This is a genomic window from Methanobacterium formicicum DSM 3637 (assembly GCF_000302455.1).
Taxonomy (GTDB): Archaea; Methanobacteriota; Methanobacteria; order Methanobacteriales; family Methanobacteriaceae; genus Methanobacterium; species Methanobacterium formicicum_A.
Genome location: NZ_AMPO01000002.1, coordinates 204,381 through 228,616, shown reverse-complemented (window position 1 = coordinate 228,616; position 24,236 = coordinate 204,381). Strand labels below are relative to the sequence as shown.

Below are 24,236 nucleotides of genomic sequence, written 5' to 3'. Positions count from 1 at the left end.
ATATTGATCCTAATATGGATCAATTTTCATATTGATCCCAATAAGGATCACTTCATATTGATTGTCCAACAAAAATTGAGTGTTGATACGCTAATAAAGATGATTCAATGGTTATACAACTTATTATTTTGATTTTAGGATATTCACTGGTTTCAATTTTGGGAATAGCCATAAAAATATTCCTTAAACCATATAGCTCGAAGATTGAAAATAGTGGTATTAAGGGAGCCGGGACTTTAATTGGTATTTTTGAAAGAATACTTATTTTTACTTTTGTTTTGACAAATCAATATGCAGCTATTTCTATTATATTCGCTGCTAAGTCCATTGCAAGATTCCGTGAGTTAAATGACAGGGACTTTGCTGAATATTACTTACTGGGGACCTTTACCAGTATCACTATTGCCCTGGTAGTGGGTGTTATATTTAAATTAATCTTTGGAAACATTTCTTTTTAATGATTGAACAAATAATAAATATTAAAATAAATCATAATATTAACTCAATTTAACATTCGACAACTTAAACGACTACTTATTTGACTACTTTAAGATGTAATAGGTGGACCGGCTTCCACCCTTCTTCTCTATAATACCCTTATCCATTAAACTCCGTAAATCTTTATAAGCTCCCTGACGAGAGATATTTAAGAGCTTCTGGACCTCTGAGTTAGTGATGCTGCCGTTTAATTGCAGGTATTCTAAGATTTTCAACATTTTTTCTGTTAATCTTATTTTCTGTGGTGCACCTGAGGGAAATAACATTATCCTGTCCTTAATCTCACGTAAAGAAATTAAAAATCCTTCCAGGAAATATAAGAGCCAATCAGTTAGATCCTGAGTCTTTTGATCAACCGAGTTCAGGGCGTGGTAGTATGCCTGTCTGTTGCTGTTGTAGTATTCATCCAGAGTAAAATCAACATCAAATCCCCTCAGGTACAGGTAGATCGCAGCAAGTGCCCTTGAAGTTCTTCCATTACCATCTACGAAGGGATGTATTCTTACAAATTCATAATGAATTATACCTGCAGAAATAACTGCATTTAATTTGCCAGATGAGTTATTGATCCATTCCAGGAGGTCCTCCATTTGGCCCTGTACCAGATTGGCATTAGGAGGAGTAAAAACAACATCACCCTCCTGGTTTACAACATAAACCGGTTCGCTCCTGTACTGGCCTTCAAGATAAGTATATTCCAGAGTGTAATGAGTTATATTCTCATGAAGCTTTAAAACGCACTTTTTAGTAATTTTCCCGTCTTCAATATAACTATCCATACTTTTAAGCACATTCAGATAGTTTAGAACTTCCTGCATAGCCCTCTTCTGTCCCTGAATTTTGATTCCCTTAGACAGTTTATCCACCTGATTTAAGGATAAGGGATTACCTTCAATTGCAGTGGAGTGATGTGCAGATTTTAGAAGCGCATCTTTTTTTAGTGACAATTCCATTTCCAGTACAACCGGTGCATTGACAATAAAATCCCTTATGGAATTAATTTCAAGCAGTTTATTTACCAATTCGTGGTTATATGTGAAACATGGATTGAACATTTTTTCAAAATCCTTGGAAATTTTTTGTTTAATTTAACAATCGATCTATATATTCGACTACTTTCATGACTACTATTTGTATTTTTTATTATAAATATTTGACTCCTTTATGACTACCTCAGATTTTTACAATGAATGAATTATCTGTTATGAAATAATAAAATTAAAGTTAAATACTATACTCTTTTTCCATTTCATTTATTCCCGGCATTTTTCGAATTTCTTTTAACATACGAGGATTGATACTTACTTCCTGACCATAATGTGTTGGTTTAAGTATGAGATATCCTTTATTATAACATTTTTCAAGGCCTTTTTTGCCTTTTTTCGTTCGTCACGAGGAAAATTCTTGATAACATTATCTTCCGAGGTGTGTCTCCCCCCAACATATCCCATCCAGAGTAAATTAAATAAGATTTCAGTCTCAAAATCAACTATAATAATATTTTAATTATATTTAATAATAAATATATTGGTTATTATATATACATTCAGTGACTAATATGTAAACAGAGTGAGGTGACTATATGCTAAGTGAAATTTTGGGAGACTATCCAAGAGTTAGAGTTATAGAAATATTGATCACCCATCCCTGGTCTGAGTACACCAAAAAAGATCTCTCTGAAGCTTCTGGAATCTCCAGACGCACACTTTACACATTACTGGATGAACTGGAAACCTATCAGATAATTAAACCTACACGTAAAATTGGCAGTGCACAACTTTACACTCTCAACCAGGAATCAAAAACAACCCATGCCTTAATGACCTTCCAGAAGGAGCTTGCAGAAATAGAAATAAGCAAACAACTCTCTGGTGAAGATGACTTACATGAGGGTGAATCGGTTATTTCTTCAAGTATTAAAAAAGTAGCTTAATCAGCCCCTTAATTGTTCTTTTGAACTTTCTAAGCCAAGGAGGGTGCCAGGAAGTTTTCATGGATCTTATTGTAAGTATTTTATTTTCATTTATTAGATCTGTCACCGGACTACCGACCATCAGGAAATGTTTAGGTTAGAATATTTGACAGTACTATGGAAATAGGGAACCCTGGAACACCTCCAAAAGGAATAACTATTGATTTATTAAGGGAAATCATACTTCTAAACCCAGGAATAGATTAATTGCTAATCACTATTTTTAACGAAATATATGGTCAGTGAGATTCAGGCATCAACAAAATGATTGAAGGGTTACCTGACCAGATTTAGTGAGGTGGGACTGATTTTAAGTGACATACATTCTTAGTAATGCTTTTTCGGAAATTTCGGCAATTAATATACCTGTCATGGTGCTTATAATCTAAAAGAAGTACGTATTATTTTCTTCAATTATTTCATAAATAAGAATGACCCAATAAACTCTTCTAAAGTCCTTTAGTGGTTTTTAAATGTCTCTCTACTGTGGGCTAAAATCCACTGATATCTATATATATTATTTAAAGTTTTTAAAATGGCCATTAACGTGCCACACTAAGCTCTACACAGCAGGATTCCAGTTCCAGAGCTGCTCTACCCAGTAAATCCATGTCTGTTTCTTTTCTGCTATTCATTAAACATTGAAAAAACACCAAAGTATGAACTATAAGTTCACTATTAAAATACTTAATAAAAAGTATGTTGATTTACAATATTTATTTATATTTTTTAAAATTTATAATTAATTTTTAAATCTGTGACATTACCCTTTTACAAATATTTATCATTACTAAAATTAATGCAATACATAAATTGTTAATTTTGTGAATATACTTAAATATTCATGTTGTTCAAATATATTTATTTGAGTTTATGGTGGAAAAATGGTAAGAAGAGGCTCAGTTCATAGTGAAATAAAATCTGCTTGTGATATTTTAAGAAGAGATGACGGTACATCTGGTGTAACGGATTACATGGAACAATTATCATGGTTATTATTTCTAAAAATTTTTGAAGGTATTGAAGAAGAGCTAGAAAAAATAGCTGAGATAAATCAGACCAAATATATAGAGATAATAGATAAAAAATATAGATGGTCTAACTGGGCCCACAGGGATTGGATTGGCAAATCTAAAGATTCTTTAGCTCATTTCACTGAAAACATTGATGAAGAATATTCTAAATTACATAACCCTGAAAATACACTAATTTATTTTATTGATAATATTTTATTTCCTTACTTAAAAAGCATTTCTGGCACTTCAGAAAAGGAAAAAATAGCTCAGATATTTTCTGAAATTTCTGGAAATAAAATGCGCTCTACATATAACTTTTTAGATGTAATAGACAAAATTGACCATATAAATCCTAATAATTATGAAGATACCCATATTATATCCCAGTTTTATGAAGGTTTATTGTTAGAAATGGGCAATGAAGCAGGATGGAGTGGAGAATTTTATACTCCTAGGCCTGTAGTTGAATTTATAGTAAACACATTGAAACCAAAAATTGGAATGAAAATTTATGATCCATTTTGTGGATCAGGAGGGTTTTTAGCTGAATCATTTAAATATATTAAAGAAGAGCTAGGATCATCCATAACTATTCAAGATAATGATTTATTACAATCAAATACATTTTTTGGGCAAGATAAAAAGCCATTACCTTATCTTTGTGGAACGATGAATTTAATCTTACATAGTTTATTGAATCCTAATTATTACAGGAGAAATACTCTCATGGAAGATGTGCATAGTGTTTCTAAAGATGATAAGTATGATTTAATTATAACTAATCCTCCATTTGGGGGAACAGAAAATCTACAAGTTCAAAACAATTTTATGTACCACACAAGTGCTACTGAAGCTCTATCTTTACAATATGTTATGAGAAAAATTAAAGATAAAGGAAAAGTTGGAATTATTCTTCCTGAAGGACAGATTATGTTTGGATCAGGGACATTCAAACTTATTAGAAAGGAACTTCTAGAGAAATTTAATGTATTTTCAATAGTATCTCTTCCTAAAGGTGTTTTCACTTCTATGGGTACCGGTGTAAAAACTAATATTATATTTTTTGAAAAAACAGGTCAACCAACAAAAGAAATATGGTATTATGAGTTAAAAGGTAAATTTTCCAAAACAAATCCAATAACTAAAGATAATTTCATGAAACCACTTGAAATGTTAAAACAGAGAAAACTATCTGAGAATAGTTGGATTATGCCCATTAAAGACATTAAAAATAACGATTATAATTTATTAGCTAAAAATCCAAATGAAACTGATGATTACACTTATGAAAACCCTAAAGATTTAGTTTTAGAAATTGAAGAATTAAATAATGAAATCAAAGATTGTATAAGTGACCTAAAGAGGTTTTTATAGTGAGTCATATGGAAACCAAAAAAATAGTTGAAAATAGCAAAGAAAGAGTTATTGGAGACTATAACAAAATTAAAGGCCCATATACCCTACCCACTGATTGGAAATGGGTTAAACTTGGAGATGAAACTATATCTCATATTAATCCTAAAAAAACAGAAGTTAGGGATATTTTGGATGAAAATATTGAAGTTTCATTTGTTCCAATGGAGAATATTGATGGAATAACAGGCCAAATTATTCAATTAGATTTAAAGAATATTGCAGATGTCTATAAAGGTTACACTTATTTTAGGGATGGAGATATTATATTTGCAAAAATAACTCCCTGTATGGAAAACGGTAAGTGTGTAATAGTGAATAATCTAAAAAATGGAATAGGTTTTGGTTCTACAGAATTTCATGTCATTCGATTAAAAAAAAATATTAATAAAAAATGGATTTGGTATTTATTGAGATTTTTAGAAACCAGAGAAAATGCCAAAAAGCAATTTACAGGGGCTGTTGGTCATAAACGCGTTCCTGTAGATTTTCTTAAAGAACTTTTGGTCCCCTTACCATATAATGGTGGAATACCTGATCTTAAGAAACAAAATAAATTAGTAGAAAAGATTGATTCTATTTTTGATGAAATTAGTGTTATGGAAAGATTAAGAGAAAAAGCTGTGTTAAACACAGATATGCTATTTGAAACTATTTTAAACGATTTTTTTAAAAAATATGATAATGATCCTGACTGGAAATTCATTGAATTAGGTAATAAAGATATATCTAAAAAAATTATGTCTGGAGGGACTCCTTCTAGAAAAATAAGTGATTATTGGAATGATGGAACTATCAATTGGGTTAAAATCTCAGATATTACCGAAAATCAATTTTATATTAACGAAACTGATGAAAAAATAACAGAAAACGGATTAAATAATTCTTCGGCTAAATTATTTGATGAAGAGACTGTTCTTTTTTCTATATTTGCAAGTATAGGTAAAGTGGGTATTTTAAAAATACCTGCAGCAACTAATCAGGCTATTGTTGGCATAAAGCCAAATGAAAACATTAATAATGAATTTTTAGCATATCTATTAAAATATAAAGCAAGAAAACTTTTAAATAAAGGTAGAGGTAATGCTCAATCAAATATAAATCAAAGTATTCTTAAAAAATTTGCATTTCCAATACCTTATAAAGATAACAAACCAGATTTAAAGAAACAAAATGAAATCGTAAATTATCTAAATCAATTTAATAAGGTCCTACAAAAATTGAACAATTTACAAGAATTACAACTTGAAAAATTCATATATTTAAAGGAAAATGTCTTGAAAAATGCATTCAAAGGCAATTATGATGATCAGCGAAGCAGAAACAAAAACTAAACATATTGAACCAAAACTAAAAAATAGGGGATGGAAAGAAGAAAATATAGAACGAGAATACAGAATTTCTCAAAATAGATTTTATGTAGAAGGTGAAGAATATAAAATTAAACCTTCTGAAAAATTTGCAGATTACGTACTTAAAGTGAACAATGTGGTTATTGGAGTAATTGAAGCTAAAAAAGAAAGTTTGCCCGCAGAAAAGGGAGAATCACAAGCAAAAGATTATGCAAAAAGACTTGATGTTCCTATTTCTTATGCAACTAATGGAAAACGATTAATATTATATGATAGAAGAATTCCAAAAAAAGAGATTGTAACTAACTATTTTACACCTGATGAACTTTATCAGATTTATAAAGATTATAAAGATTTAGAAAATAGAAATGTTTCTCCACTTGAACATCCTTATTATATTCAAGCTGATAAAAAAATTCGAAGCTATCAAGATACTGCTATTAAATCTGTTTTAGAAAGTATAGTTCGGGGTCAAAGCAAAATTCTTTTAACAATGGCAACAGGGACAGGAAAAACATTTGTTTCTTTTCAAATTGTATGGAAACTAGTAAAAAGTGGATATTTCTCAAGGATACTCTTTTTAACCGATCGTGTTTTTTTACGTGACCAAGCCTATGAAAACTATGAATCTTTTGGTGATTCAAGATTTGAAATAAAATCAGGAAATTTCAACAAGAATAGACAGGTATATTTTTCAACTTATCAAAGTTTATATTCAGATAAAATTTATAAAGAGATTAAAAATGATTTTTTTGATTTAATTATTATTGATGAATGCCATCGTTCAAGGTATGGAGATTGGGGAAATATTTTAGATCATTTTAAAACAGCATTTCATTTAGGGATGACTGCTACTCCAAAAAGAGAAGATAATATTGATGTTTATGAATATTTTGGGGATCCTGTATTCGAATATTCACTTGCCCAAGCAATTGAAGATGGTTTTTTGGTGCCTTATAAAATTTATAAAATTCATTTAAATGTTGATCGTGACGGTGTAGACATTTCAAGGGCTGATGAAATTATATATGATGATGATATTAACATTAAAGACATAAAACAATTTTATAATCCTTCTGAGTTTGAACGAACAATAATACTACCTGATAGGACACAAAAAATGTGTGAAAAGTTCCTTGAAATATTAAGGAGTACTAATGATGAATCTAAATCCATAATATTTTGTGTTAATACTATTCATGCTGAAAACGTTAAAGATACTTTAAATAGGCTAACACAAAACGAAGATTTTGCAACTAAAGTTGTATATGAAGATAAAGATGATCTTACACTTTTTAGGGATTCTGAAAGGAAATACCCTTTGATTACTACTACAGTAGATCTTCTCTCTACAGGTGTTGATATCCCTCATCTTAAAAATATTGTTTTTATGAGACCCATTAATTCTACAGTATTATTTAAGCAAATTATTGGTAGAGGATCTAGAATTGCTGATAACAAAGGATTTTTTAGGATTATTGACTTTACAAATTCAACTAGATTAATTGATGAATGGGATATACCTTCAAAAATTGTATTGCCGGAAGTTGAAAAACCTATAGAACCTTTTGATAAATTTATCAAAGGATTTGTATTGGATGAAGAGCAAAATCCTATTTTTGATGCTAAAATAAAAATGAAAGTAGGAAGATGGGTTAAAGAGACATATACAAATCTTAATGGTTACTTTAAGGTTGAAAATCTCCCTTCTAATGATAGTTTAGGTATTTATATTTCTAAAAATGAATATAAAACTTTGAGAAGGAGAATAAAACCACAAATTAATGATTATATATTTGAATTAAATAATGCTCCTTCCACAGTTAAAAGAATTATCGTTAGTGGTATACCTGTATTAATTACTGATGAAATAGAAATTGAATTTGATGGTGAAACTGTTGCTTTTGCAGAATATAAAAAACTTGCTAAAAATAATATTATTGAAAAAGCTCATAATATCAAAGAATTAGAAGATTTATGGTTAAATGATAATAAAAGGAAATTATTTTTAGATAAACTTAGTGAAATGAATGTAGATATAGAATTAATTAAGACTATTGAAAAAATGCATGATTCTGACGGGTTTGATGTTATTTCTCACTTAGTTTTTGATACACCCATAATCACCCGAGATGAAAGAGTGAAATATTATTTAAATCATCACATGAATGATATAAATCAATATAGTGAAGAAGTACGAGAAATTTTATTTGTTATTCTAGAAAAATATAAAAAAGGAGGCATTGATAATTTAACTCCTAATATATTGCTTCTTGAAGATATGAAAGAAAGAAAGGCTTATTCAATATTAAATAAAGAATTAGGCCCTTTTAACATTGGTAAATTCATTACAGGAATTAAGAAAGGAGTTTATAAAAATAAAATAACTACATTGTAACACATCAAAATCATATTTTTTAATATCCGGGATTTTAAAGAATTGTAATGATATTATGCTTACCGAAAAACATAATTATTACTTCATACTAATAATAATACAAATAATAAGGGGGAATAAAATGAGGATATGTATGACATTGCCAGATAAGCTTATAGATGAATTAGATGAAGTATTTAAAAATGAAGGATACTCAGTACGTTCTAAAGGGATTACAGATGTCTTGAACAACTACGTACACTCACATAAAACGGAATAAGATGGACTATTCAGAATGACTGTCACAATTTGCTTTAAATTATTCCAAACATGAAGTTCAAATCAAAAACTTTTATAAACTTATATTTTTTCTTAGATTATCTGTTTCATCAACAATTTTGGAGTATGAGTAAAAACAAATTGGTAATGCCATAATTACTTTTTTAATCAATCAATGATTCAATGACTTTAATTAATTATATTTTTGGAATATCACTTAAAAATTATTAATCATTTTAAAGAATTTTTTATTTAATAATACTAGAATAATGGTATAATATGTAAATAATATAAAATAAAACCAAATTTATGTATACTATATTTTATTAATAATTTAATTAAAGCTTTTATTTTAATGAGGGGAATTTATGTCTGGAAATAAAACTAAAGAAGAAAAAATCAAGTTACTAAGAAATATTCCTGGAGATGGATTAGTAGAACTAGCTGAAATGAATGAAATATCAAAAAATATGAAGAATAAAGAATTGATTGACATTTTATCGGATGTAGCAGAATATGAATTAATAAAAAGTGTGTATAAACAATTTAAAGATGCAGGTAGATCTACAATTAACTTATTTCAATTACGTAGTATTTCAGAGTTCAAAAAAAAAGAAAATCTAGAAAAATTGAGAGGGGAGCTAAATAAATTAACCAAAGAAAATTCTAATGCACTTTCTAAATTTAAAGTAGCAGATGTAAAAATTCTAGAACAAAAAAAACTTAAGATAAATTTAGAATCTAAAGGAAAGAAAATAAATGAAATAGATGCTGAAACAAAAGAGATAATTGATTTCTATCCCCTTGTTAAAATTTTAATAATCATACACTTAAATGATGGATTAGTTGAAATACGAACTAGAGATCATTCTCTTGCAAATTTAACATGCGCAGAATTATCTAAAATCATTTGTAAAGTAAGAAAAGAATTAAATGAAGAAGCTAATTGTTTAAAACATATTGACATTAAGTTTAATGAAAATGAATTAGATAAAATTATTGAATGGGCTAGTAAATTTAGAAATGCAACAATGAAGTCTCTTTCTGGAGGTATTAGCTCTTTAAGGATGACTGCTAGTGAAGATAGTGATTTAAGGGAAGAAAATTTATATTCTCAAAGAGATGATATATTGGGAACTTGTGAACGTACAGGTATTTATGTTCAATTTGATTCCAAAGTAAATGAACGTACTAGAAATATTGGTTTCCAGATTAATGCAAAGCAAGGTAAATTGCATTTTAAGACACAATCAAGAGAAATGGAAATAGATTCTGTTCTGGAAAAAATTAAAGAAATTAAAGGATTAAATCTAAAGGAAGATGAAACATGTTCTACAGATCAGAAAGTTCAGGATATAATGGAAGCATAGATTTAGTAAAAGAGACCTTGAACAAATTTGCTGGTTTAAAAAGAGTTTCACCATTATTGATTTCTAAAGAACTGCCTGAAATGTCTGAAGAGGATATCTTGTCAATAATATTTCAGCTATCCAAAGAAAAATATCTAAATATAAACTATGAAATAACATGTCCAGAATGTTCTAGTGATGTTATTACATTGTCCTCATTGAAAGATATCCCTGATAAAGTTATTTGCGAAATCTGTGATATTTGTAATGAATTTATACCTACATCCTCAGATATTTGGATTACAATAACTATTGAAAATGAAATTCAAGTACAAGATGTTAAGGATCAAGTTATAGATAAAAACACTACTAATTTAAATTTAAACGATGCGTTTAATAACATAGAATTTTCATCGTTAGTAGATGATGAGTTTTTCATAATAGACATTGATAAATTCAATTTATTGCTTTTAGATGTAATTAATGCAAATACTAATGATGAAAAGAAAAACAGTATGGAAAATTTAGGTGAATATCTTTTTACAAATATTGCTAACTTTGAAATCGTTGAACGAAATAAAAGAACACCTACAAGTGAATTAGATATTGTATCAGAAAATAATAATGCTTTTCATCCATTTTTAACATCATTAGGACTTTTAATACCTATAGAATGTAAAAATTGGAAATCTGCAATTGGAGCGAGTGAAATAAGAGATTTTGGGGCAGATATGGTTAACAGAAAATTCCAAACAGGCATATTAATTTCCAAATCAGGAATTACAGGAGAGCGAAAATTCAAAACTGATGCTCAAGGAGAATTAGTTAATTTTTTTAAGCAAAACGCTAAAATACTTGTCTTAACATTGGAAGATCTTTACCAAATATCGGATGGAATCAGTCTATTAACTATATTACGAAAAAGGAATCGAGAACTTCATTTAAGTTAAAGTTAAATAATTAATAAACAATTATTCCATTCTTGTTTATATAAAAATTAAAATAGCTGAATAATACTACTAATATTAGTATAAATAATATAAATGAGGGGTTGAAATGAGAAAAATTACTAAGAGTTTAAATGAATGGAATGCTACTGTGGAAGCATTAGGGCAAGGAAAACAAACAATTCTTATTAGAAACTATAACACTACTTTACCTAATTTTATTCTTTATCCAACTGTTAGTTATGCCCTTAAAGATAACTACTTAGAAAGCTTCCAAACAAAATACTGGGATTTTGTTGAAGAAAACGCCTTTCCTCAAAAAGAAAACAGGAAATCTCTGGTCAAATACTTTGCAAAAGTTGAAAAAGTTATTGAAATACCTGTATCTCGAATAAGTTCTTTGGAAAACTATTATATCTGGACTAATGAACACGTTGGATCTTATATGAGCACGTCAAAGGCCAAAGTTTGGATTTTAAGAGTTTATGAACTAAAAGAACCGATTATGGCTGAGCGTACTAGAGGTATAAAATATGCTAATTTATTAGAGCCTGTATCATTGGAAGGTATTAAACCAACCCTAACAGATTCTGAATTCTCAAAAATAGTTCAAAAAATAGAAAAGTAATTTTATCTTATGAATATCTGCATATAAAATAAATAAAATTAATTAAAGGTTATTTTGGTCTACAACTTCAAATCCAATCTTTTATATTTCATCTTTATTTTCGTCAAATAATTGAGGGATGTTACAATACGATTTTCAACTGCCCTAATTAATGCAAAATAATATACTATATTATCTTCATCTTCATTAGGCCATAAATGGCTTTGTGTAGTTGTGAAATTGACAATATTGATATTTTCGTACTAGATCACGACGGTATTCCCACTATTGTAGAAGTTAAGAAAAGCAACAATAGTGAAATACACTGTGAGTATTGGGCCAAATGTTAGATTATGGTTCAAATTTGCCCTATCCCGGAGAAATTCTTTTCTAAATTTCACTTTAATCTATTTAATAAATCTAATGAATTACTCCAACAGTCATCAGGTGAATTCCAATATAGGCAATTAACTCCTAAAATATTCATTAAAAGAAGTTCAATACTTATTTCCAAATAATTTAAATGTAACTTTAAATGAGGATATGTCGTTCCAATTTTCCCTGTATGAATAACTTCATTACGATACTTGGTTAAATATTCTATAAAACTTTCATTAAACTGAATATTATGTGAAGAACATAATTCATTGAACAATTGGTTATCGAAATTGTAACCTTTGATTCCTAATTCTTTTATGCAATATCGATTCAAATCACTCCGAATATGATAGAATCCATCTTCTACCTGATCAATCCAACTTTGAAGTTTATTAATATTAATATCAAACTCTGAAAATATTTCATAAATCAGGTCCTTAAATGTATACCGCTCCGTTGTCCCTTCTCGATAGAAAAAATCTTTTTTCTTTTCATAACTCTTAAAATGATCTGCATAAGCATATTTTAATGTTTCTAGTAAAACACAACCTAATAAATATTTAGATTCTATATAGCTCTGATTTTTCATCCAGATGTAATAATTTATTACCCATATAAGATTCAATTTATTTTTTAACTCTATAAAATTATCATATGTTGAATTTAAGAATACACCGAGTTCATTAGGATAATCAGCGTAAAATATACTACTTCCATTCCCACTAGTTTCATTTAAAGTTGATATCGTGAATTCTTGGTATTTATCTCCTTCAATAAATAAAATCCTTAAACCAACAAAATTTGAGGAAAAAAAACTTAAAAGAAAATAAAAATTATCAAAGTGATATTTCCATTTATTTTGAACATTTTCATAGATATCTTCACATAAAAAAAACCAGATGAATGAGGAAAATAGGAAACTTCATCTTTAATCAGCTTTAAACCATTTAATATGGGTGATCCAAATGTTATATCACTATGAGATTCAAATTCTAATCCTTCTAGTAATTGATATTGTTTTATGACATCTGTATTACTAATTTCACCTTTTTTTGCCTTAATTGTTATTGCACGTGCTTTAAATCTATTTGAAGGAATTTGTTTATTAAAAATAGCACATTTTGATACTCGAATTTTCCACTTATCATTACTAACTAGCTTTAAATCAAAATTAGCCCTATCAGTTATCTCTTCTTTAGACGTTCCTTCAATGAAAATATCATCACCAACATGTAAAATTATATTTTCTATTTCAATTAGCTTGTTAGATAAAATTATCTCACCAGTTTCTGCAATAAATTCCAAAAAAGTTTTCCCTTCAATATTAACATAATTTAATTTAAAGTCAGGTAATTGTGAAATCATAATTCCCCCATTGTTATTAGTTTTTAATTCGTTATTATGATTAATAATATTTAAATAAATCGATGAGTTTTATTATGTTCCAATATTAATCTGATCTTTTGATCCCATAATTCAAATACAGAAAAACAAGATCGGTTGAAAATGTAACCCTATTTTGCTTATTAAACCCCTTATGGCACTGGAAATGTCAGCCCGGTCTTCATGCACCACCCATAAACACCCCATGGCAGTGGATGCCTGCCGCTATATGGGAGGATTAATCCACGGTGCACTTATCGGGAAATCCAAGGATGAACTTCTCACCCCACGGTACTCACCCTGGCCAGGATATTGGGAAGAAAACCCCCTTGTAACAGAGATCGACCAGGTTGCTTGTGGTTCCTTTAAACATAAAGAACCGCCGGAAATACGTGGGCGTGGTTTTGTGGTTAAATCCCTGGAAGCTGCCCTGTGGGCTTTTTATAAATCAGATACCTTTGAAGAAGGCTGTTTATTGGCGGTGAATTTGGGTGAAGATGCTGATACCACTGGTGCTATTTATGGTCAGCTGGCCGGGGCCTACTACGCAAAAAGTGCAATACCCACAAAATGGATAAAAGGCCTTAAAAAGCTTGATTTAATTGAATCAATTATAGAAGGATTATTCATGAGTAATTAGAAAACTATAATAATAAAAAATTTTATATTAATAATAAAAACATAGATGGAAAAATAAAAACTATAATAATTTAGTCAGGTTTAGGTAACTGTTCGCATTTAAAAAATCAATTGAAAGACTAAAATAATTCCAAAATAGCTTATTCAAGCTGTGATCTTGACATATCCCTTTTGAAAGATAAGTACTCAAAAGACAACCAAAAATCATCTATCTACTAAAAACATGAGAAGAAATAGTAAATGGATTTTTTTATATAATACAAAGTTTCATATATAATACAATCAGGAGATTAATGATTTATGCAAAGCTCTTCAGGCATGAAAAAGGATGAATTTAAAAGAACCTCCAACATTCATGGGAAAAAAGATCTTAATGAGCCCGAGCTCCGTCCTGAGTACGTTGAAAAGATCAAAAGAATCGAGAAGGCAAATAAAAAGCCTGTTCTGATTAAAAATATTGATGATCTTTTTGTTGATGAATAACTCTTTTTTTCTGGATTTTATGTATAAAATAGCCTTTGATCCATCTTTTCAGACTATTATGGATAAACTAAAAGTTAAAGATCCAAATGGTTATAACAATGTCCTATCTAAAATTCGGCAAATTGCAATCAATCTGGAATTCAACCCTAACCATTGTAAGAACCTCAGAGCACCTTTACAAAATTACAAAAGAGTTCATGTTAATAAATCATTTGTAATTATATTCAAGGTAGATACTAGAAATAAATTATTGATTGTTTATGACTATGATCATCACAATCGGGTGTATAAGAAATCTTATGATTAAATGTACCCTTTTTTGTATCAATCTTGTTTTCCCGGCTTAATTCAACATTTAAGAAAACAAAACCTGCCGGTCATCATCAGCCTCTATGATCTCCATATCTATCTCCCCTTTTGATTCTTCTTTCATCCGGTTTAAGAAATTGATAATCTTTTGGTATCTTTCAGGGCTTATTCCCTCTTTCCTGATGAAAACTAAAAATATCTTCTTCCTAACTTCTTCTGCTTCTTTAAGCTTGAAAATAGAAAATTCAATATTTTCACGCTGACATTGCCCGGTTACATATTTAAATTCTATGGCAATATCCACGTATTTCCTGCCTTCCTGGTCTAGGTTAGTGTCCACGTTTTTACTGGATAATCGTTCAAACCGATCACTTAAACCTTTAAATTCCAGGTAAAATTCTTCATCCAAAATGGCAAAGTCGTAATGCCCTCTCCTGGAACTTTTAGGAACATTTTCACCCCTAGGAGCAAATGAATGCTTTCCACTAATATATTCAATAGAATCTTCCTTATCTGCAAAAAATCGTCTTCTTGTTGGATATTCTGGCCGTATCAGGTTCCCTAATTGGGATAACTGACAGAAAAATACATGATGCAAATCATGTTCATTGAAAAAACAATCTCTGTTCTTTCGAAAATCTTCTTTCAATTTGCCAGTTGCATTTTGAACTATTTCCTCTGAATTCAAACTCTCACCCCCACATTTTAATAATGATTTACCCACTGTAAATAACTATCAACTGAACTGTTAATGATACGATTATGAAATTGATTGTAAGAAACTTTTGCACAGAATTTTTGATTATTGAAATTAGAAGATCTGGACCCGGAAAAAAAATTAAGAAATATTAGATAACAACGCCTAAAAGGCAGTCATCATCTGATTCTTTTCCCGATATAGAACACATACCCATAATATTCTTTGTATTTACGATATAATTCCGCCTCATATTGCTGATAGGCTATGAATTCTTCTGCGGATTTATTGCCCTTGTACTTTTCCAGGAAAGATTCCTGCATCTGGGGATTTTGAACTTCATAATAATCGATCCAGCAATCTTCAGGGACAACGAAAGTGGCAATGGGGAGATAACCTGCTTTTTCCATTTGAGCAACCTTGCCCGATATTGTATCCATTTCAGGATAGGCTTCCTGCCAGAAGTCCTGAATTTCGGTGGGTCGCTCCTGGGTAAACCAGGTATTTTCTGTAACTGCGATATATCCTCCATTTTTAAGGAATTTTCGCCACTCGCGTAATCCACGTTCAAATCCAATGTTATAAATTGCGCCTTCTGACCAGATCAGGTCCAGTTCTTCTTCCTGAAAGGGAAGATTTTCCATATTGCCAACGATACCTTTCACTCTTTCTTGAAGATTTAGTTTTTGGGCGTTTTGGTTAAATTGTCTGATGAAATCAGAGAATAAATCAATCCCGGTAATTTTACTGGTTGTGTTTTGCGCCAGCACCATTGTTTGACCGCCTGTTCCGCAACCAATATCAGCAATTTTGGAATTTGAGGTAAGACCATCTATAAAACTCAAAGCTTTGAGGGTTATTTCGGGACTTCCCGGTCCTTGACGTGGGGTATTTGAAAAATAATCAAAAATAATATTCAAATCAAATTCGTGAATCGTTTGGTTATCGTTACTCATAAACTAATCCCCTTAATTTTATTATCTGTAAATTTCCTTACCTCAACCCTGCTTGACATTTAACCGTCATGTATATGAAATTGAAGCATATAGTGGAACTGGCATCTGTAACTGAGTCAAAACAATGATAGAGGTAGTACTTATTTCTTCGGCGTTTTTATTTCGTCTGTATATACATTTCCTGCTATTTGTATAAATCATTTTTAAGATAAATCATATCATATTCCTATAAATCCTTTTTAAGATAGATCATGTCAACAAGCTGTATGTCACCCTCGAAAATGGGGTGGTCGTAGTTATCTGTGAAAAAATTCTTTACTCGATGGGACTTACGAAATCCACAACTTTCATAAAATGACAAGATGGCAGGGGTTTCACCTGTCCCCACAAGCATGGTTTTGTAGTCATTTTTATAGAAATCGAAAATGAAATTTATCAATGCTCTACCGTACCCCTTACCCTGATATTTCTCGTATGTTGCTATGTTTTTCAACTCGCAGGTTTCGTTATTTATCTGTACTACAACGCAAACACTCTTCAAATCATCATCATATAAAGCAAACAGGTCTCCACTGGGCAAATACTTGTCAATCATATCTTCCTGCTCGTCTGCCAACAACAGTAAGTCCAGGAACTGTTTCTTATTTTCAATAATTTTTTCTATTTTCATGGTATCTTTTTTTAGTAAAAATTATTCCAAACACTAAATCCGCTAGAATATTAAGTGGGGCACGTTAAACATTTATAATTAATCATGTGCTACATAATAATATTTATGTGTTAAGTAACAGATGGCACTGAACCGGGAAAAATTGACCAAATAACATCATAATGGGGGTTTTTAAAAATGATGATGGTGTCTATGATAAAAAGAAGGTTGAAAGAGGGGAAAACATACGAAGATTTTCGTCGGGCCTGGTTCCATACTACCGGGTTTGGAATAGATTCTGATTCTTATATAGAACCTGAACCACCACTGGGTCGTCTTTACACAGTGATAAATGCATTTGATCCCCGGGAGATTATTGTTATTGGTTTCGGCCCGGAAATATCCCAGGAAGTCCTTGAATCTGTTCTTAATATTGATGTTGAAGAGAGACTTGACAATCCATTGGATGAGGTTATAGAACCAGCAATTGACCGTTCTTTTGGGGTTTTAGTATCTGAAGATGATTTTTCTCCTAAAGGGGCCATTGAATATCAAAATCCTTCGGTAAATGGAGTTGAAACTGATCTTAAAGAAAGTGGAGAATTAATCAATTTAGTTAGAAGGGAAATTGAGAGTGCTTCTGCCCGAAGAGATGAGAAACGTCAAGAAATTGAAGGTGAGAAATAAAAAGAATATTAAATTATAAATAATCATTTAAAACATCCTAAAAATTCATAATTTGTTTTCCATAACTATTTTTATAGATGTAAGCAAACAATATCATTAAGAAGAAATAATGTTTCATTAAGAAAGAAACAGTGTTTCTATTAACATAATACTTCCAGTAATTGGAATATTTCCAGTAATCTGGAAAAATAGGATGTAAAAAATGATTAAATCACCCTCTCATGCCAACAGTATAAGCATCACGACCCTGTTTCTGGGTTTAGTTTTATTATTCTCTCTTAGCACGGTTTCTGCCGCAGATGGATCCACTTTATACGTGAATGGAGGCACTGGGAGTGATCTGAATAATGGGACTGAATGGATATACGCCAAACAAACCATTCAAAACGCCCTGGACTCAGCACCGGATAACAGTGTGGTGAACGTGGCCAGCGGTACTTACACTGAAAACATTAAAATAACCAAGAATGTCATCCTGGTTGGTGCTGGAAGCTCAACCACCAATATTGATGGGGATAATAAGGACAGCTGTATCCAGATCAGCCCCGGGGTAACAGTAGAAATCAGTGGATTTAATTTTGTCCGGGGTAATGCACATTCTGGTGGAGGGATCAATAACCAGGGCACTTTAACCCTGAAAGACTCGGTGGTCATAGGTAACCGTGGCCAGCTTGGTGGGGGAATCTGCAACTATGGTTCTGCATCAGTGTTAACCCTGAAAAATACACATGTCACCCTTAACTATGCTTATTATGGGAGTGGAATTGCCAACCACAAGGGTACCATGTTCCTGGATGATTCTATTATAGATGATAATGAGAAAGCCCGTTTCCAGGGCACACAGATCTTCACCTCCGGCACAGTGTATGCTAATAACACTGTTATAGGGGGTAAAATATATTACAGTGACGGTACAACACGTGAATCCAGTAATTACCCTACATTGGATGATGTTTATGGGCCGATTAACAATCAAAGAGGCGGAGTTGACCCCACAGAAAGTGAAGATACAAATCCAACCATACTCGAGGCCGCATCATCAGAAAAAATATCCAGCAACCCCTCCACAAACCAGGACTTAACAGGAGTGAAGAACCAGGAACTAATAGGGATGCAAGAAACCGGGACCCCAGTGAACTATATAATCCTGGCTATTTTAATGATTATAAGTATATTCTGTTTAAAAACAGCTCATAAAGGGGTAAACTGGAATTAAAGATATCCGGGGGTTTCACTGGGAAATAGATCCCAATATTTCAAGTGATCTACACAAAAATCCATTATTAGAACTATAATAATCTTATTGGGCCCTTTATAAAGTTTCAATAATACATTAGTTATTTTTTCAAACCATTTTTAGTTATTAAGTCTATATTCTTTTACTTCTCAGATACTCTCCATGACAACTATCAAAACTTGTAATGATCATAGTAAAATACACACAAAAATTATCATTAAATGATACTAAAGACGGGGAAAACTAGTAAAACTTATAAACAATTCATGAGGGTTAATTTTATACAAAACAGGAGTAAATATTTTAGGGTTGAGATCTATGGCCAAAGATCAAAAATTAGAAAAAAATAATATAATTCTTTACAAGGGTGATGAAGGGGCGGCAACAATCGAAGTTCTTTTAAAAGACGACACCATGTGGTCCACACAGAAAACAATGGCAGAACTTTTTGATGTGACCGCAGCAACCATAAATGAACATTTAAAAAATATCTTTCAAACAGGGGAATTAAATGAAATGTCAACTATTAGGAATTTCCTAATAGTTCAAAAAGAGGGTAATAGAGAAGTTACCAGAAAGATAAATTTTTATGATTTAGACGCAATTATTGCAGTAGGTTATCGTGTAAACTCTAAACAAGCTACACAATTCAGAATATGGGCCACTAATGTCCTAAACGAATTTATAACTAAAGGTTTCGTCTTGGATGAGGAACTTCTAAAAAATGGTACTCGCTTCGGTAAGGATTACTTCAATGAATTACTGGAAAAGATCCGTGAAATCCGGGCCAGTGAACGTAGATTCTACCAGAAAATAACCGATATCTTTGCAGAGTGCAGCTTTGATTATAATAAAGACGCTGAGATAACCCGGACTTTCTATGCAACTGTTCAAAATAAACTTCATTGGGCTATCACCCATCACACTGCAGCAGAAATCATATCAGAACGAGCTGACAGCACCAGAAAGAATATGGGCCTCACCAACTGGAAGAATGCACCAGAAGGTAAAATACTAAAAACAGACACGGGTGTTGCTAAAAACTATTTATCCCAAGAAGAGATTTTGGAATTGAATCGTATCGTTAACATGTACCTGGACTATGCAGAAAACCAGGCAGAAAGACATAAACTTATGTCCATGGAGGACTGGGCATCAAGGTTAGATGCTTTCCTTAAATTCAATGAATACGATATTCTCGAGAATCCTGGAAAAGTTTCCCATGCGGTGGCCAAGGAAATTGCCAGTAAAGAATTTGAAAAGTACCGGAAAATCCAGGATAAAGATTATATCTCTGATTTTGATAAGGTAGTGTTTAAGAAGTATTTGGATAAAAAAGGGAACAATAACACTTAAATTTTTTAAAAATTAATGTGTTAAAATCCCTTTAATAATTCGTTTATATCCCCCACGAACTCTAAACCTGCATTTCTACCGGTTCCGGATAGTATTAATAATTTGTCATTGTTATTTTTCCTGAATAATTTTATGTTTATTCTGGATCGGAGGGATTCGTTAACTTTAGCCGTCATTTCCCCTAATTTGGGTGCAGGAAGATCCACTCCTTCATCCCGGCTGGCGTCTATTTCTAGTTCTAATGGTTCTTTAACAATTCTAATTTTGATCTTATCATCAGTAACCTGTAACTTTTCGATTTTAGCCCCATTGTATGTTGTAAACTGGTATAGCTTGTTATTATGAAATAAGCCGAATAGGTAACCGGTAAAATAATTACCGAGCCATGGAATTTTGGCTATAGATCCAAAAAGGGATAAACCATCTTCATCAAAATGGTTTGTTTGCATCCAGATCCATGATGAGGGCATGGATGAACCCCAGTCCTTCTCAATATATCCTTTTCCCCCAGTGAAATCATTTTTCTCATTATTTATGGTGACATATCCCTTTATTGTATGGTTGAAACTTAAAACCCCATGGTAACATTCCATAAAAGGGATGAAGGCATAAATGCCCATAACTCCGGGGGATAATTTTTTAACTGGCCATGGAACAATGTTTTCGAATTTCATTTTAGAGGTAATTTTGGTCTCTCCATCATCCAAATCCAGGTTTATTTCATTGAGGCTGAAAAAGTTATTAGCAATTTTGATTTCAAACTTTTCCTTACTCGCCCAGAAGATAGAAAGGGGATACTGGAAGTAGTGGAGATCCTGGTTGCGTGCATCCAACAACATTACAAAAGCATGGGATTTATTAGCTTTTTTGGTGATGGATACACCCACGATTATAGCATAAGCTATTTTTTCATCTTGAGAAACAGATTTGAAGTACCATCCTTCAAAATAGTCCTTTTTCTTTCCTCGGCCCTGAAAAACTTCGGGCTTCCAGATTTTCCCCAGCAAATCAGCTCCCCCATCAAATAAGTTCCATTATCTTATTGTAATGATTAAATAGAATTATAAAAACACGTTATTATAGATTTTTCTATAATGGAATAATTTAACCTACCAAACTAGTATCTTATATGATACGATGTTTCCAATTAAATTTTTGATTGGTTTGTGTTAATTATTTTCTATCAGTCCCCAAATAATTTCCCAGATATAACTGCCAGATTATTGGCTAAAAAACATAAGAAATTACTGTATTAAAACACATAATATATTAAAAGAGGATTAGGAGATCCAAGAATAACCTTTTTTGGTAAATTTTTTAAATTGACTATATTGGGAATAAGGGGGAAACCATATGGCTTTTACAGAAGTGTGTAAAACAAATGATTTAGATGATGGTGAAATGAAAAAACTGGTTTTAGAGGGTTTTGATATATTAATAGCTAGATCCGGTGATGACTTTTTTGTAGCGGATAATAAATGCCCTCACATGGGTGGTAATCTTTCTCAGGGCACATTAGAAGGTACAATAATTACTTGCCCTGTACATCACAGCAAATTTAACTTAAAAAATGGCGAAGTTATTCGTTGGACAGATTTTACTGGTTTCAAATTAACTATAGCCAAATTATTCAAGTCTCCGAAACCTCTTAAAATCTATGAAATTAAAGTGGAAGATGATAAGGTCTTTGCTGAACTACCATACTAATAGAACTATGGATTATCATTTCAAAAATAAATATTTATAATTTCCATAATAAAAAAAATAGATTTAACCTACCCACTGAAATTGGATAAACCATACCTGAACAGGATTACTCCGCGGCTATAGGGCTGTACTGTTTTGATTTCTGCTAACAGGCTATTTTTACTCAGTGGGGTTACATTCTGGTATGAATCATAGGTTTGGAGCCCAATTACTATTTTTCCGGGTAGGAGGAAGTTATATATTGTGGCCCAGTTTTTTAAACCGGCTATGGTGTTATTGTAGTCACCTATATAGAGCATGGGGACTATGTAGTCACAGTAGGGTGCAATCAGGTAATAATACTGGTTATCATCCCACCTATCTGGTTTGGTGGAAATGGAGAAGGTTACTCCCTGAGTGTCCTGTCTCATTTGTTTAATCAGTGAAAGATTCTTGGGCATATCATATGTTTCCATATCCAGCTGAACTCCTATTTTCATATTTGCAACCTGGGATGCATGAGTAAAACCTGGAAATACCCAGGCATGAGTTTTTATACCAACAGCATCCGCCTTTGCTTTGGCATCAGGCAGTATGGTTAAGTAATTATCATTTCTCACCAGAACGTACACATCTGTAATCCCTGCACTTTTTAATTCTGAGAAGTTAATTTGAGATAAGGGTGTGGTACCGGGGTTAATATAGTAACCCACTATAAATCCAGTCCAGACTGGAGGGATATGGTACAATGAAGTTACCGGACTGGTGTATGGTACAGGCAGTCCTCCATTTGTGGCTTTAATGGTACTATAATTACCAGTTGCCGCTGCACAACCCATTGTCAGAGTTAACAGTATTATGAATGATAATATCCATTTGTTTTTAATTTTAATCGCCCTTTATATGTATTTAGATTTTTTTCAAGTAGTAACTATAGTCTAGATCCATAATTTTTTTTTAAAAAATTAACAAATATTTATCATTGTATTTTTTTGGGCTTATTCTATATTAAATAAACCCAATTCCTTTTAAAAGTAGAGTTAACCAGATTAAATACAAAGATATTCTCAGTATATGGATTTACAAAAATATATTTTGTATTTTAAGTTAATGCATTATTCGGGTATCCTTTCTTGGAACCAATGAATTGGGAAATATGAAATTAGAAGGATAACTCACGACATTAACCTATCCTAAAAGTTATATCACTTAATATACTTAATTAAAGGCATGAACAAATCAATTTTAACTTTCCGTGTATTTTTAATTTTAAATATAATTATATTAAGCACGATTCCTGCCGCCTCTGCATGGAGCTGGGATACTCACTCTCAGATCATAGACACTGTTTACCAGGGATTGCCCTCAGATGTTCAGAAAAACCTGAACCTGGAAGTCATGGAAAATGCATCAATAGTTCCAGATAAGGTTTTTAATGATAAAACATACCACAGCTACCCTAAAAGTTATGAAAAAGCCAAAACATGGTTAGATAAAGGGAAAGCTGCCTATGATGCTGGAAATTATCAGGATGCCAGTTACGATTATGGGGTTGCCTCTCACTACATATCTGACACTTTCTCTGCACCACACGGTGTGAGTAAGGAATCATCCTCTGATCACAGCAGTTATGAAAATCAGGGCAGTAAACTCAAACCCACTGCCACCTACAAAACTGGAGACTTAAAAACCTTAATGGAGAATGGTTACAACCAGGACGGGGTCAGCTGGAATGAATGGATGCAAACTAAAGACAAAAAAATTGTGCAGAATAACCTCAATGATGCAGCTTCTGTTACACTATCAGCTATCTCTAACAGTATAAACGTTAATGCCACTTCCAGTTCCACAACCAGTAACTCAAACATACTATCTTCGTTGTATGATTTCATAATGGGATTATTTTCTGGGCATAATAACTAAAAAAAGGTAAAGTGAATATTCATAAAATTATTAATTGTTTGTT

At 31.5% G+C, this 24,236-nt stretch carries 23 protein-coding genes; 15 read left to right on the top strand and 8 right to left on the bottom strand.

What is annotated here, in order from left to right; all coding sequences use genetic code 11:
- The first annotated feature begins 107 nt into the window (after positions 1-107).
- Positions 108-458, top strand: a complete 351-nt coding sequence (locus tag A994_RS03735; RefSeq protein ID WP_004029952.1) for a hypothetical protein — start codon at positions 108-110, stop codon at positions 456-458.
- A gap of 84 nt (positions 459-542) precedes the next feature.
- Here the strand turns inward: A994_RS03735 and A994_RS03730 are convergent, their stop codons facing one another.
- Entirely contained in the window at positions 543-1,553 is a 1,011-nt protein-coding gene (locus tag A994_RS03730; protein ID WP_004029951.1) for a Fic family protein, read from the bottom strand.
- A gap of 527 nt (positions 1,554-2,080) precedes the next feature.
- On the opposite strand from A994_RS03730, the gene A994_RS03725 reads away from it, so the two are divergent.
- The 7 genes from A994_RS03725 to A994_RS03695 all read left to right on the top strand — a co-directional run bounded on the left by A994_RS03725 (position 2,081) and on the right by A994_RS03695 (position 11,831).
- On the top strand, positions 2,081-2,431 hold the full coding sequence (locus tag A994_RS03725; RefSeq protein ID WP_004029950.1) for a hypothetical protein: 351 nt from the start codon (positions 2,081-2,083) through the stop codon (positions 2,429-2,431).
- 923 nt (positions 2,432-3,354) lie between these two features.
- On the top strand, positions 3,355-4,860 hold the full coding sequence (locus A994_RS03720) for a class I SAM-dependent DNA methyltransferase (protein ID WP_004029949.1): 1,506 nt from the start codon (positions 3,355-3,357) through the stop codon (positions 4,858-4,860).
- Between the two features lie 8 nt (positions 4,861-4,868).
- The gene (locus A994_RS12830) at positions 4,869-6,233 is read left to right on the top strand and encodes a restriction endonuclease subunit S (RefSeq protein ID WP_157787256.1); all 1,365 of its coding nucleotides are present in this window, start codon (positions 4,869-4,871) and stop codon (positions 6,231-6,233) included.
- Entirely contained in the window at positions 6,202-8,649 is a 2,448-nt protein-coding gene (gene hsdR / locus A994_RS03710; RefSeq protein ID WP_100222247.1) for an EcoAI/FtnUII family type I restriction enzme subunit R, read from the top strand. The genes A994_RS12830 and hsdR overlap by 32 nt, the downstream gene beginning before the upstream one ends.
- Positions 8,650-9,275: 626 nt before the next feature.
- Positions 9,276-10,277, top strand: a complete 1,002-nt coding sequence (locus tag A994_RS03705) for a hypothetical protein (RefSeq protein WP_004029945.1) — start codon at positions 9,276-9,278, stop codon at positions 10,275-10,277.
- Entirely contained in the window at positions 10,235-11,206 is a 972-nt protein-coding gene (locus tag A994_RS03700; RefSeq protein WP_004029944.1) for a restriction endonuclease, read from the top strand. Before A994_RS03705 ends, A994_RS03700 begins: the two co-directional genes overlap by 43 nt.
- A gap of 106 nt (positions 11,207-11,312) precedes the next feature.
- Entirely contained in the window at positions 11,313-11,831 is a 519-nt protein-coding gene (locus tag A994_RS03695; RefSeq protein WP_004029943.1) for a DUF1802 family protein, read from the top strand.
- Between the two features lie 376 nt (positions 11,832-12,207).
- On the opposite strand, the gene A994_RS03690 is transcribed toward A994_RS03695, so the two are convergent.
- Both A994_RS03690 and A994_RS03685 read right to left on the bottom strand, forming a co-directional pair.
- Positions 12,208-12,777: a hypothetical protein gene (locus tag A994_RS03690; RefSeq protein ID WP_004029942.1), complete on the bottom strand. Its 570-nt coding sequence runs from the start codon at positions 12,775-12,777 to the stop codon at positions 12,208-12,210.
- A 227-nt stretch (positions 12,778-13,004) separates the two neighbouring features.
- A complete protein-coding gene (locus tag A994_RS03685) occupies positions 13,005-13,553 on the bottom strand; it encodes a hypothetical protein (RefSeq protein WP_004029941.1) in 549 nt (182 codons plus the stop codon).
- 172 nt (positions 13,554-13,725) lie between these two features.
- On the opposite strand from A994_RS03685, the gene A994_RS03680 reads away from it, so the two are divergent.
- Positions 13,726-14,211 (top strand): ADP-ribosylglycohydrolase family protein, encoded by a 486-nt coding sequence (locus tag A994_RS03680; protein ID WP_081580323.1) that lies wholly within the window; start codon positions 13,726-13,728, stop codon positions 14,209-14,211.
- A gap of 299 nt (positions 14,212-14,510) precedes the next feature.
- Positions 14,511-14,693 carry a DUF2683 family protein gene (locus tag A994_RS03675; protein WP_004029939.1) on the top strand — a complete coding sequence of 61 codons (183 nt, stop codon included), beginning with the start codon at positions 14,511-14,513 and terminating at the stop codon, positions 14,691-14,693.
- Between the two features lie 355 nt (positions 14,694-15,048).
- Here A994_RS03675 and A994_RS03665 read toward each other — a convergent pair whose 3' ends face one another.
- The 3 genes from A994_RS03665 to A994_RS03655 all read right to left on the bottom strand — a co-directional run bounded on the left by A994_RS03665 (position 15,049) and on the right by A994_RS03655 (position 17,325).
- Positions 15,049-15,690, bottom strand: a complete 642-nt coding sequence (locus A994_RS03665; protein WP_004029937.1) for a hypothetical protein — start codon at positions 15,688-15,690, stop codon at positions 15,049-15,051.
- A 188-nt stretch (positions 15,691-15,878) separates the two neighbouring features.
- Positions 15,879-16,655 carry a class I SAM-dependent methyltransferase gene (locus tag A994_RS03660; protein WP_004029936.1) on the bottom strand — a complete coding sequence of 259 codons (777 nt, stop codon included), beginning with the start codon at positions 16,653-16,655 and terminating at the stop codon, positions 15,879-15,881.
- 226 nt (positions 16,656-16,881) lie between these two features.
- On the bottom strand, positions 16,882-17,325 hold the full coding sequence (locus A994_RS03655; RefSeq protein ID WP_004029935.1) for a GNAT family N-acetyltransferase: 444 nt from the start codon (positions 17,323-17,325) through the stop codon (positions 16,882-16,884).
- Between the two features lie 177 nt (positions 17,326-17,502).
- Between A994_RS03655 and A994_RS03650 the strand changes: the two genes are divergently transcribed.
- From A994_RS03650 to A994_RS03640, 3 genes are all read left to right on the top strand, one after another.
- Positions 17,503-17,991: an ROK family protein gene (locus A994_RS03650; protein WP_004029934.1), complete on the top strand. Its 489-nt coding sequence runs from the start codon at positions 17,503-17,505 to the stop codon at positions 17,989-17,991.
- Positions 17,992-18,193: 202 nt separating this feature from the next.
- Complete coding sequence (locus tag A994_RS12825; RefSeq protein ID WP_004029933.1) at positions 18,194-19,207, top strand: pectinesterase family protein; 1,014 nt, start codon at positions 18,194-18,196, stop codon at positions 19,205-19,207.
- A 339-nt stretch (positions 19,208-19,546) separates the two neighbouring features.
- The gene (locus A994_RS03640) at positions 19,547-20,584 is read left to right on the top strand and encodes a virulence RhuM family protein (RefSeq protein WP_004029932.1); all 1,038 of its coding nucleotides are present in this window, start codon (positions 19,547-19,549) and stop codon (positions 20,582-20,584) included.
- Between the two features lie 20 nt (positions 20,585-20,604).
- Here A994_RS03640 and A994_RS03635 read toward each other — a convergent pair whose 3' ends face one another.
- A complete protein-coding gene (locus A994_RS03635) occupies positions 20,605-21,591 on the bottom strand; it encodes a tocopherol cyclase family protein (protein ID WP_004029931.1) in 987 nt (328 codons plus the stop codon).
- Positions 21,592-21,937: 346 nt separating this feature from the next.
- On the opposite strand from A994_RS03635, the gene A994_RS03630 reads away from it, so the two are divergent.
- Positions 21,938-22,291 (top strand): Rieske (2Fe-2S) protein, encoded by a 354-nt coding sequence (locus tag A994_RS03630; protein WP_004029930.1) that lies wholly within the window; start codon positions 21,938-21,940, stop codon positions 22,289-22,291.
- A gap of 68 nt (positions 22,292-22,359) precedes the next feature.
- Here the strand turns inward: A994_RS03630 and A994_RS03625 are convergent, their stop codons facing one another.
- A complete protein-coding gene (locus A994_RS03625) occupies positions 22,360-23,109 on the bottom strand; it encodes a hypothetical protein (protein WP_004029929.1) in 750 nt (249 codons plus the stop codon).
- A 391-nt stretch (positions 23,110-23,500) separates the two neighbouring features.
- Here A994_RS03625 and A994_RS03620 point away from each other — a divergent pair, with 391 nt between their 5' ends.
- Positions 23,501-24,193, top strand: a complete 693-nt coding sequence (locus A994_RS03620) for a zinc dependent phospholipase C family protein (protein ID WP_004029928.1) — start codon at positions 23,501-23,503, stop codon at positions 24,191-24,193.
- The last annotated feature ends 43 nt before the right edge of the window (positions 24,194-24,236 follow it).

Bases quoted from the DNA above. Each gene is read 5' to 3' on its own strand.
- A994_RS03650 (WP_004029934.1), top strand. From the start codon at position 17,503: ATGATGATGGTGTCTATGATAAAAAGAAGGTTGAAAGAGGGGAAAACA.
- A994_RS12825 (WP_004029933.1), top strand. From the start codon at position 18,194: ATGATTAAATCACCCTCTCATGCCAACAGTATAAGCATCACGACCCTG.
- A994_RS12830 (WP_157787256.1), top strand. From the start codon at position 4,869: ATGGAAACCAAAAAAATAGTTGAAAATAGCAAAGAAAGAGTTATTGGA.
- A994_RS03725 (WP_004029950.1), top strand. From the start codon at position 2,081: ATGCTAAGTGAAATTTTGGGAGACTATCCAAGAGTTAGAGTTATAGAA.
- A994_RS03730 (WP_004029951.1), bottom strand. From the start codon at position 1,553: ATGTTCAATCCATGTTTCACATATAACCACGAATTGGTAAATAAACTG.
- A994_RS03735 (WP_004029952.1), top strand. From the start codon at position 108: ATGGTTATACAACTTATTATTTTGATTTTAGGATATTCACTGGTTTCA.
- A994_RS03640 (WP_004029932.1), top strand. From the start codon at position 19,547: ATGGCCAAAGATCAAAAATTAGAAAAAAATAATATAATTCTTTACAAG.
- A994_RS03655 (WP_004029935.1), bottom strand. From the start codon at position 17,325: ATGAAAATAGAAAAAATTATTGAAAATAAGAAACAGTTCCTGGACTTA.
- A994_RS03675 (WP_004029939.1), top strand. From the start codon at position 14,511: ATGCAAAGCTCTTCAGGCATGAAAAAGGATGAATTTAAAAGAACCTCC.
- A994_RS03705 (WP_004029945.1), top strand. From the start codon at position 9,276: ATGTCTGGAAATAAAACTAAAGAAGAAAAAATCAAGTTACTAAGAAAT.
- A994_RS03680 (WP_081580323.1), top strand. From the start codon at position 13,726: ATGGCACTGGAAATGTCAGCCCGGTCTTCATGCACCACCCATAAACAC.
- A994_RS03695 (WP_004029943.1), top strand. From the start codon at position 11,313: ATGAGAAAAATTACTAAGAGTTTAAATGAATGGAATGCTACTGTGGAA.
- A994_RS03690 (WP_004029942.1), bottom strand. From the start codon at position 12,777: ATGAAAAATCAGAGCTATATAGAATCTAAATATTTATTAGGTTGTGTT.
- A994_RS03700 (WP_004029944.1), top strand. From the start codon at position 10,235: ATGTTCTACAGATCAGAAAGTTCAGGATATAATGGAAGCATAGATTTA.
- A994_RS03660 (WP_004029936.1), bottom strand. From the start codon at position 16,655: ATGAGTAACGATAACCAAACGATTCACGAATTTGATTTGAATATTATT.
- A994_RS03720 (WP_004029949.1), top strand. From the start codon at position 3,355: ATGGTAAGAAGAGGCTCAGTTCATAGTGAAATAAAATCTGCTTGTGAT.
- A994_RS03625 (WP_004029929.1), bottom strand. From the start codon at position 23,109: ATGGGTTGTGCAGCGGCAACTGGTAATTATAGTACCATTAAAGCCACA.
- A994_RS03630 (WP_004029930.1), top strand. From the start codon at position 21,938: ATGGCTTTTACAGAAGTGTGTAAAACAAATGATTTAGATGATGGTGAA.
- A994_RS03620 (WP_004029928.1), top strand. From the start codon at position 23,501: ATGAACAAATCAATTTTAACTTTCCGTGTATTTTTAATTTTAAATATA.
- A994_RS03685 (WP_004029941.1), bottom strand. From the start codon at position 13,553: ATGATTTCACAATTACCTGACTTTAAATTAAATTATGTTAATATTGAA.
- hsdR (WP_100222247.1), top strand. From the start codon at position 6,202: ATGATGATCAGCGAAGCAGAAACAAAAACTAAACATATTGAACCAAAA.